Source organism: Hymenobacter lutimineralis (assembly GCF_008271285.1).
Classification (GTDB): Bacteria; Bacteroidota; Bacteroidia; order Cytophagales; family Hymenobacteraceae; genus Hymenobacter; species Hymenobacter lutimineralis.
Genome location: NZ_VTHL01000009.1, coordinates 50,099 through 66,183, shown reverse-complemented (window position 1 = coordinate 66,183; position 16,085 = coordinate 50,099). Strand labels below are relative to the sequence as shown.

Below are 16,085 nucleotides of genomic sequence, written 5' to 3'. Positions count from 1 at the left end.
GCGGCCGCACGTCGGCGGGTGCCCCCGGTTTTTGCTTATTAAGCAGCAGTACTTATATTGTATTTGCTCTATCTACTATGCCCAACGACCTGCACACCAGTCGGGCGGCGCGCTATTTCCTGTCCGTTTGAATCATTATTTGGCTTGGTGTGCCCATGAAGCGCCTCCTTTTATCTGCCTATCTGCTGGCGCATCGCCAGTTTCGGTTTTCCCGCGTCGAAACGAATGGCTTTGTCTTGTTGCTCTTGCTGCTAGGGCTGATTCTCCTGGCACCCTCCCTACTGCTTAAGGCCCTACCCGAGTACAACCCCGCTCCCGATCAGCACCAGCTCGAGAAGTTTGCCGCGGAGCTGCAGGCTAACCGGGCACCTGCCCGGCAATATCCAGCCCGGTATGCGCGCACCCGCCCGGTCTACGGCAGGAGGGCAGCAGTACCCCAGGTAGCGTTGGCCCCCTTCAACCCCAATACCCTGTCGGCTACCGACTGGGAGGCGCGGGGCGTTCCGCACTATGTAGCCGCGCGGCTGGTACGCTACGGCGCGGCCATCGGCGGATTTCGGGCCAAGGTGCAGGTGCAGAAAGCCTACGGTCTGGAGCCTGCCCTCTACGCCAGGCTGGCACCCTACATCATGCTCCCTGAGGAGTTGCCGGCCCGGGTGAAGCCAGAGTGGGGCAGCAAAGAAAAAGCTAGTCAGCCTGCGGGTGGATTTGCGGGCCACCAAGCGTCGGGTAAGCACTTCAAGCGAAAGCCCACGCACCTGCAGCCCTTCGACCTCAACACCGCCGACACGGCCCAACTGCAGCAGATTCGCGGCATTGGGCAGAAAACGGCGCTCCGGCTGGTTGCGTACCGCGAGCGGCTGGGGGGCTTTGTGCAGCCTAGTCAGCTTACGGAGGTATTTAGCTTTGCTCCCGATCTGGTAGACAGCTTGCACAAGTATTCCTTTGTGCGGGCGGGATACGTGCCCGAGCGGCTGGCCATCAATCAGGCGAGCTTTGAGGAGCTGAAAGCCCACCCCTACGTGGGTGCGCGGCTGGCCCGCGTGCTTGTCTCGTACCGGGCGCAACACGGGCCCTTCCAGCAGGCCGACGACTTACGCCAGATCCGCATTCTGGAGGCCGCTACCCTGGAAAAGCTACGACCTTACCTGGATTTTAAGATGCCTTAATAAGCCAGTTGAAATGACAGGGTGGTTGCTTCGTAGGAAGGCAAGATGAAGGGCAGCAGTCGACGCTGAGCCGGTGCATAATTTTGTCCCACGCATTTTTAGGCGACAAAATTTGCTGGGCTGCGTAAGGCAGCAGCGAGCTGACCTCGGTGGCTGGCTCCCAGTTCTAATTTACAGGCATGAATGCACTCCTTCTACTACGCGACCGGCTAGCTCCCCTGGCTTTCTTTCTGCACGCCATGTTGTGCGGTTGTACCAGCAATACCGACCGTGGGAGCTTTGAGAAAATCAACGAAGCGTATAAGGTAGAACAGGTAGGCCGCATGCGGCGGGAAGATGTGGTGGAAAGCTCGGGGCTAGCGCTGGCCAACGACCACGGCGACCTGTGGACCCACGGGGACGGCGGCAACACCTCATTGCTGTATAAAGTGACCCTGCAGGGCGACTTGCTCACCAAACACCGCGTACCTGATGCCAACAACATCGATTGGGAGGATCTGGCCCAAGATCGGCAGCATGGGTACCTCTTCGTCGGCGACTTTGGCAACAACGGCAATAAACGCCGCGACCTGCGGATTTACCGGCTCCAAGAGCCGGCGCTAAAGCAAGTAGATACCATTGCCTTTCATTACCCCGATCAGCGCACATTTCCTCCGCGCAAAGCTGCCCGCAACTTCGACTGCGAAGCCTTCTTCTACGCCGATGACTCCCTGCACCTGTTTACCAAGAATCGGGGCAAAGGCGGCTGGGTGAAGTACTACAAAGTACCCGCCCGCCCCGGAAACCACGTTGCGGTGCTGGTGGATAGTATTCGCATCAACACCTGGATTACGGCCGCTGATATCAGTCCCGACGGTCAGCTAGTGGCCCTGCTTGGCTACGGGCATGCGTATTTACTGGAGCGTCAGCCCGGCCGTAAGCTCTTCGACGGCCCAAAGAGCTGTCTGCCACTTACCAAAACCGGACAGGCCGAAGGGCTGGTTTTCGTGAATAAGCACGACTTCGTGGTCAGCAATGAAAAAGGCCGGTTGTACCGGGCCAGTTTGCGCTAACCCGTCCTACTCACCACTTTTCGGGGGCTACGGACCGTTTAAAGCTGCATATTCAAAGAAAAAGCCTCTGCTATGGTAGCAGAGGCTTTTCTTATGAGTTGCTAAAAGCAGTAACGCTTAGTACTGGTCGTCTTCGTCGCGGCCGCGGTTGCGGCGTGGGGCCGAGCCGTAGTCGGGCGCATCATCCTGGGGGTTACGATACTGGTTGCGCCGTTCCGAGCCGTAGTTCATGTTCTGCTCCTGCTGGTTGTAGTTGCCGCGGGAAGGGGAGCCGCCGCGCATGCCCTGGTTGCCCGAAGAGTACTCATCATTATACGAGCCGCCCCGGGAGCCGAAGCCTTCCCGGGCGTTGCCCCCATAATTCCCCGAGCCCTGGTTGTAGCCACTGCGCGAATCGTACCGGTCGTCCTCGGAGCGGTTGTAGCCGCCGAAGCCGCCCTGCCCGTCGTACCGGTTCGACTCCTGCCGGTAGTAGCCGCCCTGCTGCCCATAGTCTTGCTGGCTGTTCATGCCACCGCGCTGGCCATGTCCGCGTTGCGAAGGCTGGTAATTGCTGTCCTGGTTGCGTGATTCGCCACCGAAATTACCCCGGTTTTGCTGATAACCCTGGTTTTGGCCTGAGCGGCCGTAGGAGTCATAGCCTCCCATGGAGGAAGAGCCGTAGTCGTCGCTGTAGCCCCGGTCGCGGCCCTGGGGGGAACCGTTGTCGTTCTGGTAGCGGCTGTCGTTCCAGCGTTGTTGATCAGAGTAATGCCGATTGTCGCGCTGGCCGGACCCGCCTTGGTTGTCCCGGTTATACATCGAGCCACCCCCGCGCCGCTGATCGTCTTGGTAATTGCGGTCCTGGCTACCGTAGTTCCCACGCGAGTTGGCCCGGGCCTCGTCGCCCCAGTTGTTCTGGGCGCCGTAGCCGCCCTGGCTGCCGCGCATTTGGTCCTGGCTACCGTAGTTGCCGCGCCCGTCATAGTCGCGGTAGGAATTCTGATGCTCACTATAGCCGCCGGCGGGCTGGTTGCTACCATAATATCCGCCCCGGTTGTCGTGCTGGTTATAGTCGTTGTTGCGGTACTGGTTGCCGTAGCCGCCCTGGGTGTTGCTACCGCCGTGGGCACCAAACTCGCCCCGGCTGGCCCCGCTGGTCATGTTCTCGTTCCGGTCGCGGTCCTGGTAGCTGGGTTCCATGCTATTGCCAAAGTTGCCGCCGTAGTTTGCTTGCTGGCTGTGCTGATCGGACTGGCCGCTGGGCTGGTTTTTCTGGGTACCTGCTTTCTGCGTCCCAGAGCCCTTAGCCTCCGTTGAAGAAGCCGACGAAGCCGTTGTCTTTTTAGCTGAGCCGGAGGTGGCTGCCGGGCTCTTAGTAGATGAGCTACTGGATTTCTTGGCGCTATCCGATTTCAGCGCCGAGGGGTTTACTTCTTTATTGGCTTGCTGGCTCTGCTCCGAGTTGCCCAGCCCGCCACGTCCGGCGCTCATTTCCGAAGAAGCGAGAGCCTGGCTCGACGTAGGGCTGTTGGTAGTGGAAGTATTCATCCCGGAAGCGGGTGTTCCATTTGGTGCTTGGTTTGCTGAGGCAGAGCCGGAAGGGTTGGTCTGATTCTTTTGCTCGTTATCCATAGTGGTGGGTGGTTGGGGAATGAAAAGAAAGATGCAACGCCCAACTTATACGCACTAAACCAAGGCGCTGGCCATAAAACGGCCCGCTAACTCGAGTGTAACATCTTGGCCCCGCTGCATGCATAGGCAGCTTTTGACTGTGCAGCCCAAAGCCAGCAAGCTTAAAATAGCTCGTCCTTGCGCATGTTTTTTATAGAACTAAACAGAGAATAACCTGTAGATTTACCGCCTAAATCTGTCCTCCTTGTTCACTTTACCACAACCAAGTACCCCATTATGAAAACGGGCAAAGTCAAGTTTTTTAATGAATCAAAAGGCTATGGATTCATCATCGAAGACGAGCAAGCACAGGAAATCTTTGTGCATCAGACTGGTCTGGTACACGAAATCCGGGAAAATGACCGGGTTTCCTTCGACGTCATCGACGGCAAAAAGGGTCTGAACGCAGTGAAAGTAGAGCGGATATAACCAGCCTTTACCAAGTACCGGAAGCCTGCTTTGTACCCGTGCAAAGCAGGCTTTCTGTTGGGCTGAAGTAGAAAAAAAAATCCCCTTCCCGACTATCGGAAAGGGGATTTTTCTGAAAACCAGGCAGCGCTTTTAAGGGGCGGCTTCGTGGCGGGCCACGCGTACCCCTACTGCCATAATTCCCGCCAGCGCATCCTGGCGCATGTACTGCTCCAGCGTCAGGCGGTACTCGCCGGGCTGGTGGAAACGCTGCTGGGGCAAGGCCAGTATCCGGTGGTCGAAAATGTCGCCCGAGCCATTGCCCAGCGGTTCACCGGTTTTGGCATCCATCAGCTTCATCTCGTGCAGCAACGTAGATACCCGGCGGCCATCGGGGGCCGTGAGCGTGTGCTTTACATACAAGTTGTAGTAGCCATAGTCGGCGGCATTCCGAATGTTGAAATACACATCGTACAGCTGAGTGGTATCCGTAATAGTGAAGGTGAAGCTGGGCTTCTCCTGCACGGCCCACACGTAGGGCTGGCCACTGGCGTCTTTCAGGTCGATGTTTTGCTCGTAGAGCTCCGAGGAGTCGCAGGAGGCCAGCAGTACTACAGCCAGCATAGCCACCCACCGCCACGGGGAAGAAAGTTGCAGGATCATCGGCATTAGGCTTGAGCAGGCGTTGAACCACTACCACTGCCACCGCGGCGCCCTCCGCGGCGCCCGCCCCGGCCCGAGTTGGGCCGTGCTTCGCCACTACCACCTTCCCCCGATGGGCCTGCGGGGCGTTCCGGCCCCCGGCCTTCTGGGCGGGCCGGGCCCTCGCCGCTGGGGCGGGGTGGCCGATGACGCCGGTTGGCGGGCTTGGCGGCGGCGCCGCGTGGGCGACCATCGGCGGCACTGCGGCCGGAGGAAGCAGAAGAAGTAGCGGGCGCCTCAGCGCCAGCAGCTGGGGCACTGGCTGCTTCGCGGGGAACTGCCGCGGCTACGGGGTCTTTTTCTTTCTTTTTCTTGCGCTTGTTCCGCTTGCCCGCTTTTATCTTGTCGTCGAGGCGGTCGAGGTTGCCTTCCACAATGGCCGATACCTCCGGCTGCCGCTCTTCCTCGCGCATCGGCGGGAGTAAGGACTCCGGCTTTTCTCCGCGCTTGTTCATCTCCTGAATTTCGCGTACCCGCTCGGTCGGCAGCACCACCCAGTTATTATCCCCGCGCAGCGCAAACCACATCTTCTTTTTGAAGATATCCGTCTTCTGCAGGAAAGCGTCGCCCTTCTCCGTTTGGAGCGGGCGCTGCACCTGCGGAATATCCTTTAGCGCGACGAGGTAAGTGTCCAGCTCATAGTTCAGGCAGCATTTGAGGCGGCCACACTGCCCGGAGAGCTTGGCCGGGTTGAGGCTCAGGTTCTGGTAGCGGGCTGCCGTGGTGCTCACACTCTTAAACTCCGTCAGCCAGGTTGAGCAGCACAGTTCCCGGCCGCAGGAGCCAATGCCTCCCAGGCGGCCAGCCTCGTGGCGCAGGGAAATCTGGCGCATTTCTACCCGCACCCGAAACTCCTCAGCCAGGCGCTTAATCAGGTCGCGAAAGTCAACCCGGTCGTCGGCGGAGTAGAAAAAGGTGGCGCGGCTGCGGTCAGCCTGGTACTCTACGTCCGAGAGCTTCATTTTCAGGCGCAATTCCTCCACCACCGAGCGGGCCCGGAACATGGTGCCGGTTTCCAGGTCACGCACGGCTTCCCAGCGCTCTACATCCTGGGGCGTAGCTACGCGCAGAATCGGGCGGATTTCTTTAGAGTCAGTGGGGACCTTTTTCTTCCGCATCTGCAGGCGTACCAGTTCTCCTTTCAGAGAAACATGCCCGAGGTGCCAGCCATTGCCAGCCGCCTCCACCACCACAGCATCGCCGGTGACAAGGGGCAGATACTGCTCGTTGCGGAAAAACTCTTTACGTCCGCCTTTGAAGCGAATTTCGACGAGGTCAAATCCTTTAAAATCACTGGGCAGGTCGAGGTCCTGCAACCAGTCGAATACATTGAGGCGGGTGCAGCCACCGGAGCTACAGCTCCCTTTGGAGCCACAGCCCGGCGAAGTTGTCGAGCAACTTCCACCAGAGGAACAAGAAGTACAAGCCACAGCTTGGAACTATATATAGTGAAACAGCCTTAGCTGTTGAAAATCGGTTTCAAACAAAGATACGCATTTCGGTAGGCGCACTGGAAATGCCTCTTAACACCCAGGCAGCCCACCGAGGTTCAGCAGAAACCGCCTGCGCACTGCTCCAGAGAAGGAACAAGGTAGTCAATACCACATCAGTATCGGGAAGAAAGTTGATCTTGAAAAACGTACATAATATTGCACTTATTCGAAATTAATTTAGTTTTAATTTCGAATTCGACAAAAAAGTCATAGATTTTCAGCACTCTTTTCAATTCATTTCTTTCACACCACCCCCACATTCTTATGAAGTTTTCTTCTTTCTCCTCTAAGCTGGGTATGCTCGCCCTGGCCGGTTCTCTGCTTGCCTCCTGCGCCGAGAAAACTGAAATTGCTAAAGACCAGGTTACGCCGGAGTCACTGGCTAAAATCCAGGCTTTGGGTTTCAGCACGGCTAACGTGCAGCGCGATGGCGACGCATACATCGTAGAAGGAGACATTCGCCTGACGGACCGCGACCTGGCCGCTGCTTACAGCAATGGCAAACTGCTGCGCGTAGGCGGGGAGGAGCAGTACCGCACCACTAACTTGGTAGCCGCTCCGCGCAACATCACGATCAGCCTTTCCAACAAGATGCCTTCTTCCTACGCCGCCGTGGTGGATGAAGTAGTGCGCCGCTACAATGCCGAAAACCTCTCGTTGACGTTCTCGCGCGTGGCCTCGGGCGGTAACATCGTACTCACGACTGCTAACGGCAGCTACTTGGCTTCGGCTGGCTTCCCCACGGCAGCCGGTGCTCCCTACAACCAGGTGAATGTAAATACCCGCGCCATTGGGACGAACCCCAACCTGAATTACGCGGCTACTATTATTGCCCACGAAATTGGCCACTGCATCGGCTTCCGCCACACCGACTACATGGACCGCTCCTATAGCTGCGGTGGCTCTACCTCCAACGAAGGAGCCAGCACCGTGGGCGCTATCCTGATTCCCGGCACGCCCTCGGCCGCTGATCCAAACTCCTGGATGCTGGCCTGCATTGGCAGCGGCCAAAACCGCTACTTCAACGCCAACGACAAGACGGCACTTAACTACCTGTACTAATACCAGGATAGCTTAGCCAAAAAGGGCGCTGACCGTGAGGTCGGCGCCCTTTTTGTTAGGGGGCTGGAAACAGGCTTGTTCTTCACATAGCACCCAGGAGCAAGGGGCTGCCGGCCTAAGACAGCAGACTACCCTTGCCTCGGCCGCTTTCCGGCAATGGGCTCCGGATCCGGAAACCGAATGGTTGTCGGGAAACCCGACTCGTGGCGGATGGTAACCGGCAAGCTACTGTGCCGCTCCCGTTAGGCTGGCCAAGTCCGGGCTGCTGGCTCGGCTCTCTCAGTAGGGCCACGCAGCCTGACGGCATAAAAAAAGGCTCTTCCTGTAAGGAGAAGAGCCTTTTTTGTGTTCACCCTGCTCAATTTAGTTTCACGAGCTTGCTGGTCAGGCGAATTTGTTTGCCTTGAATCAGCACGTTGTAGGTGCCGGCTTGTAAGCTGTTTATATCCAGCCGCAGGGGTTCCTGGGAAGATGCCGCGTGGGTCCGGACTACCCGGCCAAGCATATCGGTAATGATGACCTGGTAGTTACCAGCGGGTAGTTTGCTTAGGTTGAGGGTGCTATGGGCGGTGGCCGGGTTGGGGTGCAGCGTGAGGCCGGGGGGGGCGGGAGCAGCAAAGCTCACGGCGGCTACTTGGGAGTAACGCGTAGTGCCATCTGTATCCACCTGCTTAAGCCGGTAATAAGCCAGGCTGGTCTGCTGACCGATGCGCAGGTCGGTATACGTATAGGTATGCGCGCTGCTCGTGGAGCCGTGGCCTTTTACTTGGCCAATCTGAACGAATTGGCGCCCATCGAGGCTGCGCTCCACCTCGAAGCGGTCATTGTCTCGCTCAATAGCCGTTTTCCACGTCAGCTCCGCCTGGGTGCCCGTGCTTTTCGCGGTGAATGCCGTCAGTTCAACGGGGAGTACAATAACGAACGTGCTCACCTGGTTTACCCCGGCCTCCGAGGTGCCATAAGCGGGCAGGTAAGCCGTAGCCGTAATGTTGTCGCCTACGTTAATGGTGGCCTCAACCTCATCCAGGGTAACGTTGAAGGTGCCATCGGCCGCGGCGGTAATAGTGCCGATGTAGGTTTGTGCTTCCCCGTGCGCAACATTATCACTGCCGCCTACTACTGTAGGCCCGTTCTGATTCGCATCGACGTCGTTGGCGCTGAAAATCTCAATGGTGGCCCCGCCAAAAATCGATTGGCCCGGCGCCGACCCTACGTAACCCGTTATCTGCAGCTTGCCCGCAGACGTTTTTGCAATGCTCGTAATAACCGGGTAGTCCATGCCGGAGTTGGGCTGGTTGGCGTAAGGGGCGCCATTCAGCCAATTCACCCGGCCGTCGTTCGGAGTTACGCCGTCGCCCTGGCCATAATCAGCCCCCCCGTTGCTATTGTTGCCTACAAAGCGGTTGCCGGCCGTGTAATCAATGCTGATCAGCCCTTTGGCGCCGGCGTCCGTTCGGCTGCCGTTGTCGTAAATGGCATTCTGCGAAATCCGGACGTTGCGCTGGCCGACATTGAGCACCACGCCGGACGACTGGTTGCTGACAATGATGTTTTGTTCGATCAGGTCAGAATTATCGCTCAACACACTGGCATTGCGCGCCAGGTAGTGAATACCGGAGCCTTCGAGCCGGGAGGAGGAAAGCCCACCCTCCCCGTTTTCAGAGATGGTGTTATTCCGAATAATGTTATTGGCTATGCTGCCAATCTCAAACTGAATACCGCTGCTATTGGAGAGGCGAATCAGGTTTTCTTCAATCAGCAAGGGCGCTGCGTCGCCAACGGCTGCCACGTCGCCGAAGCTCATGGCATCACCGCCGGCCGTGGTACGGCCGTTTTCCACAAACTCGTTTTGCGTGATGGTATAGCCGCTCCCGCTAATGTTTTTGCCGTTAGACTGCTTAAGGCCTGAGTTGCCCACGTAGGCAACGATGCTGTTTTTGATGGTCCCCGAAATGTTCATCAGGTAGAGGCCATTCGAGGTGGTGGGGTTGGCAGCTGGTGCGGCCAGGGTGTAGGCGTTGATGCCCACCAGAATCCCATCGGCAACGAAGTTGGTTACCGCGGCGCCGCTTGTTTCTACGTTTTGCGTGCCGCCGTGCACGGCAAAGCCGCGCAGGGTGGTGTTGCTGGCCGTTACCACAAACGTAGCGGCAGCCGCGGTCTGCACGATTTCCACTTCGGGGGCATCTACTTTGCGCAGCGGCTTAGCTTCGCGCCCAACCGTCCCGCCAGTACCAATCTGGCCGGTGTTGGAATCCAGCAGTGTGGTCTGCGTAGTGCCGTCGATAATCGTGTTGGTCGTGCTCAGCGTGGGCAAAACGGCGGTGAGGGTGAGCAGCGCCCGACGGTTCCCGCTGGAAGTGAGCGTACCGGCTGCGTCGCGCAGCTGCGTAGCCAGGCCGCTCCGCAAGCCCGGCCGCTCGGTGCCGCCGGGAATCATAAAAATGGACGTTTCGTCCCCGGCTGCAAAGTCGGTTCCGGTGGGCGTGCCATAGTTGTTGAAAGGGCGTTGGTCGAGGTTGGTATTTGCCAGGGCTACGGCATTGGTTATAAACTGCCGTAAGGAACCGTAGCCCGCGTTGTTGGTATTAACTATCACATCGAAGTTGAAGCCAAAGTCTACGCCGGTGGTGGTACTGCCCGCATTTCCAGTGGCGAACTGGTACAGCACCTGCGCATTGGTCAACGCGCTCAGATTTCCCGTGTTATTGCCCGCGTCGGCCAGGGCCGGGTTGGTGCCGCCCACGCGCTCAGGGGCGGTAGGGCCGGCTCCCACGTAGGTAGGCACGCCTACCAGACCACTGCCTCCGCGTACGGAGGTGACGGTGCCGGTAACGACCCGGACAGAGTAGGTAGTGTTGGCCACTAAGTTGGTGAAGCTATAGCGGCCGCTGGTAGTGGCACCGCTAACGCCGGCCGTCGAGGTGGTCGTAGCTTGGTTGAAGGAGCCATCGGCATTGTAGAGCTCTACGCGGGCTCCGCCCCGGCCAATCCGGTCGGTAGCGCCAGTGCCGGTTTCGGTGAGGGGAAACCCTGAGGCAGCGGCACTGGCATTGGCGGTGGCGTAATCTACGCCGCTGCCACCGCCGTAATTTACGTCTTCAAACACCCGGCCGCTGAGCGTGACGGGCGCGGGCGTAATCGTGACCGTGTAGCTGGCCGTAGCCGAGGTATTGCTGCCGTCGGTGGCCGTGTAGGTCAGGGCCAAGGTGCCGCTTGCACCCGTGCCGTTGGGCTCGAAGTAAAGCGTATTGGCTTCGGCTGCAGTAAACGTTTGTAAGCCTGATACGGGCAGGCCACCCGAGGCAGTGCGGTAAAAAGCCCCATAGCTATTGGTGGCTGGCAGTGTTATGGCATAGCCCGTGATGGTGGCTGCCCCGTTCACGTCAGTGGCCGAGAAGGCCTGGAGTTGAGTGCGCGCCGCGTTGCTAAGCAAGCTAGTGGTCTTGGCCACCGCTACGGGCGCCTGGTCGATGGTAATAGAGCGGCTGCCCCCGGCATTGTTTCCGGTGGTGCCAGTGTCATTGTCGGCGGTACCGGTGGTGGTTCCTACCACGGTAGTGGCGGTGGGTACGCTAAGGGAGGCCGGAAACGTAACCGTAGCGGTAGTAGCGCCTCCACTACCGGCCAGCGTACCGGGAAGGGTAAACGTAAACGTGGCCGTAGTGCCCGTCTGGCTATAAGCTACGGCCGCCGAAGGTGTGGTAGAGCTGGTAGTGAAAGCCGACTGGGGCGTGCCAGCGGCAATGTTGGTGAGCACAATGCGCTGCACCACGCCACTGGCGGCTGAGGCATTGGTGGTAGTAGTGGTGGCCGTAAACGAGAGGCTGCCGGTGCTTGCGGCTACCGTAGCGCCCGCAGCGGGCGTACTTCCAGTGGTAGTGGCTATATCAGTACCCGTTACGGCAATGGAGTGGGCTACGGCCCCCGAGGTATTGGTGCCATCCGTTGCCTGGTAGGTGGTGCTTACCGTGCCGACACCCGTACCGCTGGGCTGGAAATAAAGGCTGGCGCCTTCACTTGCGCTTAAGCTTCTGGAGCCCGTAGCTAAAGCTATGCCCCCGGTGCTTGCCAGGTAAAAGGAGCCCAGGGTTGTGCTGGGCACAGTGAAGGTATACCCGCTAACAGTGGCCGCGCCGTTTGCATCAGTGGCGGACAGGGCAACCAGGGTGCGGGCATCCGTGTTCACCATGGAGTAAGCCTTGACGGCTGCCACCGGCGCCACGTTGGCTATGGTAGCCGTAACGGTGCCCTGTGTGCCGGTGGTGGCACCGCTGAGCGATGCGCTGGCGGTAGCTAGCAACTGGGCCCCGGCGGTAAGCGGGGTAGCAAATGTGACGGTGAACGTGCGCGTGGCCGTGCGGCCAGCGGAGCTGCCGTTGAGCCTGCCCAGCTCAAACCGGACCACCCCTGTGCTAGCGGTGTAGGTTCCGCTATTGGAAATACTGCCTACTGTGATGTTGGCGAGGCTGACTTGGCTTGCGCCCGTGCCGCCCAGCGTTACGGTGCCAATCACGTTCGTGCCCTGGGCCGTGCTCGGATTGGCTACTACGGTAAGCGTGTATGTAACTGTCTGCCCAGGGTCCGGGGTGTTGTCGGACACGGCAACCGTGCTGTTGAGGGTCTGCGCCTGCGCCGTGAAGGAGCTAATGAGCAGAAGCAAAGCCAGAAGCCAGCTTCCCAGGTGCCCCGCTCGTGACGAGCTTAGCGTAGCGGACAAGCCTTGGCTCCGGAAAACGGGTAAGGAAGACCGTAAGGTTGTTTTCATGTAGAGAGATGTGCGAAAAAATTTGAAAATCAGCGAAACAGGTAGGTCAGTAAGGCAACCACTGGGTAGCTATGAGTGCAAGCGCGCTTGGACAAGTATGTACAAGGAATTGTCTTCTCCACTAAATCAGCCCTACAAGTATGTCATGGAGCCCAGGCAGGCAGAATGAGGGGTATAAACTAGTAATCTGAACCCCAATCGATTAATAGGAATAAAGCTTGGCCTATCGGGGTGTAAATATAGTAAGGTTATTTTCTTTTACTTTTATATCCAATTGTAATGAGTTGATTATTTATATTTTAACCATATATTATTATATAAAGACACCTCGCCCGGCTAACGTCACCCGCCGCTGGTCTAGCTTTGTAGCTGGGGCGCGCCTAGTAATAGGGTGTTCCAACTGCTCACTAGGCAGGTGGAGCTTGGTTGCTTAAGCTGGTGTCACCCCTGGCGCTGGCCTAGCTGGTTGCCGCCTTACTTTTAGGCCAAAACTTTTACCTTCGAGCTTCAGCTGAGTTGCCACCCGGGCTGAGCATCCGCAGTAGCTACCAGCAGGTAAGCCGATAACGGGTATACACAGCAGGAAATGCGTCTGTTTACGATCAGCGGTCTGGCGCAGCAATGAACTCCGGGTACACTACAAGCTCAGGTTGTTTGGCAGTTTCAGCAAGGCCATGTGCCAGCAGCGGCCGCAGAAGCATACTTACGGACAGTCGACTATAAATTGCGTTTCCTGCTGATGCCCGATGGGCCCCGCGGAGCTTCCCCAAAGTCAGTAGTCATTGGCCCTGTGGTGCGGGCCGCGCCCCATTTCAAGGTGCAGGTGCGCTTACCTAGTATTCATTCTGCTCAGGTGTCCGCAAAGCTCCGGGGCCCTTTCCGTGTGCTATGCCTCTACCGCTATTCTCTGGTCGACTTTTCTGCTGCCTGAAAGCCAGCTGCGTACTGCTACTTCTGCTGCTGGCCGGCCCGGCCCGGGCCACACACATTGTGGGTGGGGAACTGGAGCTGCAGCACCAGAGCGGCGACACCTACCGTCTGACGCTGAACCTGTACTTCGACGATATCAATGGCAGCGCCGGAGCCCTGGACCAGAATCTGACAGTGGGCTTGTTTGCCAAGAGCACCCACCAACTGTTGCAGGCCGTGAGCCTGCCCTTAGCCAGCGACGCCTTTGTGGCCTACACCAACCCCGAGTGTGAGTCACCCTCCCTCCGGACGCGTAAGCTGGTGTACACGCTGTTAGTCGACCTGCCGGCGGCTACCTACGCCGACGCCCGGGGCTACTACGCGGCCGTGGAGCGCTGCTGCCGCAACGGCACCATCAATAACATTGAAAGTCCCGCTGATGCCGCCCAGGTATTCTACCTGGAATTTCCGCCCGTGGTGCGGAATGGGCAAGTGCTCCGCAACTCCACGCCCCGCATTTTTCCACCCCTGAGCGATTATGCCTGCAAGGGGGAGTTGTTCTACTTCAACTTCGGGGGCGAAGATGCCGACGGGGACTCCCTTGTCTACGAGCTGGCTACGCCGCTGAATGGCCGTTCAGACGCCATCGACCCCAAGCCCGATGTGCCCTCGGCGGCGCCCTACCAGCCTATCCGCTGGCTACCGGGTTACAGTACAGCCGCCCAGATTCTGGGCTCCCCGGCCCTGATCATCGACCGTCGCACCGGGCAATTGCAGGTGCGCCCGTCCCAGTTGGGACTGTTCGTGTTCAGCATCAAATGCCTGGAGTACCGGCAGGGCGTGAAGCTGGGGGAAGTGCAGCGCGACTTTCAGCTGAAAGTGCTCAACTGCCCGCCCAACCAGACGCCTTCGCTCACCGCCTGGCTGCCCAACCAAACGCGGGCCTACGTGCCCGGCCGCGATACGCTCCGGCTGGTGCCCGGCCCGGACCGTTGCCTGCCCCTGCGCTTTACCGACCCCGACGCCGCTTCCCAGCTGACGTTGTCTCTGCAGCCGGTTAACTTCCGGGGGCCGCTGCCCACCCTCTCGCTTACCCAAGGCACCGTGCGCACCGCCGGCGCCCCCGATACCCTGGCCTCCGAGCTGTGCTTTGCCAACTGCATTGATACAGGGGGCAAGGTGTTTTTGCTGGATGTGGTAGTCGCCGACAACGGCTGCAGCTTGCCGCGCCGTGATACGGTGCGGGTGGCCTTTATGGCCACGGCCCCCCCCAACGAAGTACCCGCAGTGCGTACCACGACCACTAGTCCCCAGCGCGCCAAGCCCGGGGAGCTGGTAAGCTTCGACGTGTTTGCCCGCGACGCAGACCAGGACCCGCTGACGCTGACCCTGCAGGGGGTGAACTTTGATGCCCTGGCCCTGGGCGCGGAACTGGAAACCACCCCCGTAGGAGAAGAGGTGCGCGGGCGCTTCCGCTGGCGCGTGCCCTGCCCCGTGGCCGGAGAAACGCGGTACGCATTTCGGTTCATTGGAGCCGCCAAACCCTGCGACCGGGTGCAGGCCGACACGCTGGTGGTCGTGGTGGAAATTGACGACACGAATGTCCCACCCCAACTCACCACCACGGCCGGGGCCACCCGCCCGCTGGTGGTACGCCCCGACCAGGTACTGCGCTTTACCCTGGCCGGTACCGATGCCGACCAGGACGCCGTGACGCTCACGATGACCGGCCAGGGGTTTTCGCCCGTAGCCGTGGGGGCCACGCTCACGCAGGAAACCGGCCCGGGCACCAGTGACGGGGTCTTTACCTGGCTGGTGCCTTGCCCACCCATCGACCAGTCGCTCTACACATTCACCTTCACGGCTTCCTCGCGCGCCTGCGACAGCACCCAGGCAACGAGCCTGACGATTCCCATTCAGATAGAGCGCCGCAATGAGCCCCCGGTGCTGACGACCACGGCCAGTACCATAGCCCCCGTGCGCGTTCGGGTAGGGGAGGTAGTGGCGTTCGACTTGCTGGCTACCGACCCGGAAAACCAACCGCTGGAGCTGGGCATGGTGGGCAATGGCTTCGCCGCCGCCGCGGTGGGGGCACAGCTTACGCTGGAGCCGGGCGCGCAGCGGTTGGGCGGCCACTTTCGCTGGCAGGTGCCCTGCCCCGCGCCGGGCCAGACCAGCTACGCCTTCACCTTCACGGCCACCGACCTGCCCTGCGGTGTGCCGGGCACGGACGAGCAAGTGGTGACCCTGCAGATAGACGACCCCAATACGCCCCCGGTGCTGGCTTCTACGCTGTTTACGGCGGCCGCACCGATTACCCTGCTGCCGGGTAGCACTCTGGAAGCACCCGTGTCGGGCCAGGATGCGGAGGGCAACCCGCTCACGCTCACGGCCCGAGGCGTGGGCTTCGACCTGGCGGCCGCCGGTATGCAGTTTACGGCCCGCTCCGCCGGGGGACAGGCCACGGGCAGTTTCCGCTGGACGCCGGCCTGCACCCTGCCGCTGGGAAGGGAGTACGCCGTGGTGTTTGCCCTGCAGGAAGGCGCCTGCCGCCCCCAGCCCCGGGAGCAGACCGTGCGCTTTGCCGTGGCCAACCCCGACGAAACGGCGTTTACGCCCCCGAACATCTTCACTCCCAACCAGGACGGCCGTAACGACTTCTTTGAGCTGCCGACCTTGCCGCCCGACTACTGCGTCCAGCGCTTTGCCGGTATTCAGATCTTCAACCGCTGGGGTAAGCCGGTGTACGAATCGGGCAGCCGCAGCTTCCGCTGGGACGGGGGAGGCCTGCCGGCTGGGGTGTACTTCTACCTGATCCGCTACACCAACCAGCGCCAGTATAAGGGCTACGTAACTATTGCGCACTAAG

At 59.5% G+C, this 16,085-nt stretch carries 9 protein-coding genes; 5 read left to right on the top strand and 4 right to left on the bottom strand.

All coding sequences use genetic code 11. From position 1 onward, the window contains the following. Positions 1–155: 155 nt before the first annotated feature. Positions 156–1,169, top strand: a complete 1,014-nt coding sequence (locus FY528_RS10110; protein ID WP_149070884.1) for a ComEA family DNA-binding protein — start codon at positions 156–158, stop codon at positions 1,167–1,169. Between the two features lie 179 nt (positions 1,170–1,348). Beyond that, positions 1,349–2,221, top strand: coding sequence for a hypothetical protein (locus FY528_RS10105; protein WP_149070883.1), 873 nt, complete (start codon positions 1,349–1,351; stop codon positions 2,219–2,221). A gap of 117 nt (positions 2,222–2,338) precedes the next feature. Here the strand turns inward: FY528_RS10105 and FY528_RS10100 are convergent, their stop codons facing one another. Further along, on the bottom strand, positions 2,339–3,751 hold the full coding sequence (locus FY528_RS10100) for a hypothetical protein (protein ID WP_149070882.1): 1,413 nt from the start codon (positions 3,749–3,751) through the stop codon (positions 2,339–2,341). Between the two features lie 360 nt (positions 3,752–4,111). Between FY528_RS10100 and FY528_RS10095 the strand changes: the two genes are divergently transcribed. Then, positions 4,112–4,303 carry a cold-shock protein gene (locus tag FY528_RS10095; RefSeq protein ID WP_149070881.1) on the top strand — a complete coding sequence of 64 codons (192 nt, stop codon included), beginning with the start codon at positions 4,112–4,114 and terminating at the stop codon, positions 4,301–4,303. Positions 4,304–4,435: 132 nt separating this feature from the next. Here the strand turns inward: FY528_RS10095 and FY528_RS10090 are convergent, their stop codons facing one another. Both FY528_RS10090 and FY528_RS10085 read right to left on the bottom strand, forming a co-directional pair. Next, on the bottom strand, positions 4,436–4,945 hold the full coding sequence (locus FY528_RS10090) for a gliding motility lipoprotein GldH (RefSeq protein WP_149070880.1): 510 nt from the start codon (positions 4,943–4,945) through the stop codon (positions 4,436–4,438). 5 nt (positions 4,946–4,950) lie between these two features. Continuing rightward, positions 4,951–6,300 carry a PSP1 domain-containing protein gene (locus tag FY528_RS10085; protein ID WP_232066415.1) on the bottom strand — a complete coding sequence of 450 codons (1,350 nt, stop codon included), beginning with the start codon at positions 6,298–6,300 and terminating at the stop codon, positions 4,951–4,953. Between the two features lie 441 nt (positions 6,301–6,741). Here FY528_RS10085 and FY528_RS10080 point away from each other — a divergent pair, with 441 nt between their 5' ends. Continuing rightward, positions 6,742–7,539, top strand: coding sequence for a M57 family metalloprotease (locus FY528_RS10080; RefSeq protein WP_197748880.1), 798 nt, complete (start codon positions 6,742–6,744; stop codon positions 7,537–7,539). Between the two features lie 358 nt (positions 7,540–7,897). Here FY528_RS10080 and FY528_RS10075 read toward each other — a convergent pair whose 3' ends face one another. Then, entirely contained in the window at positions 7,898–12,202 is a 4,305-nt protein-coding gene (locus FY528_RS10075; RefSeq protein WP_187632073.1) for a T9SS type A sorting domain-containing protein, read from the bottom strand. A gap of 993 nt (positions 12,203–13,195) precedes the next feature. Between FY528_RS10075 and FY528_RS10070 the strand changes: the two genes are divergently transcribed. After that, positions 13,196–16,084: a T9SS type B sorting domain-containing protein gene (locus FY528_RS10070; RefSeq protein WP_149070878.1), complete on the top strand. Its 2,889-nt coding sequence runs from the start codon at positions 13,196–13,198 to the stop codon at positions 16,082–16,084. The last annotated feature ends 1 nt before the right edge of the window (position 16,085 follow it).

Bases quoted from the DNA above. Each gene is read 5' to 3' on its own strand.
- FY528_RS10110 (WP_149070884.1), top strand. From the start codon at position 156: ATGAAGCGCCTCCTTTTATCTGCCTATCTGCTGGCGCATCGCCAGTTT.
- FY528_RS10105 (WP_149070883.1), top strand. From the start codon at position 1,349: ATGAATGCACTCCTTCTACTACGCGACCGGCTAGCTCCCCTGGCTTTC.
- FY528_RS10100 (WP_149070882.1), bottom strand. From the start codon at position 3,751: ATGAATACTTCCACTACCAACAGCCCTACGTCGAGCCAGGCTCTCGCT.
- FY528_RS10095 (WP_149070881.1), top strand. From the start codon at position 4,112: ATGAAAACGGGCAAAGTCAAGTTTTTTAATGAATCAAAAGGCTATGGA.
- FY528_RS10090 (WP_149070880.1), bottom strand. From the start codon at position 4,945: ATGATCCTGCAACTTTCTTCCCCGTGGCGGTGGGTGGCTATGCTGGCT.
- FY528_RS10080 (WP_197748880.1), top strand. From the start codon at position 6,742: ATGAAGTTTTCTTCTTTCTCCTCTAAGCTGGGTATGCTCGCCCTGGCC.
- FY528_RS10070 (WP_149070878.1), top strand. From the start codon at position 13,196: ATGCCTCTACCGCTATTCTCTGGTCGACTTTTCTGCTGCCTGAAAGCC.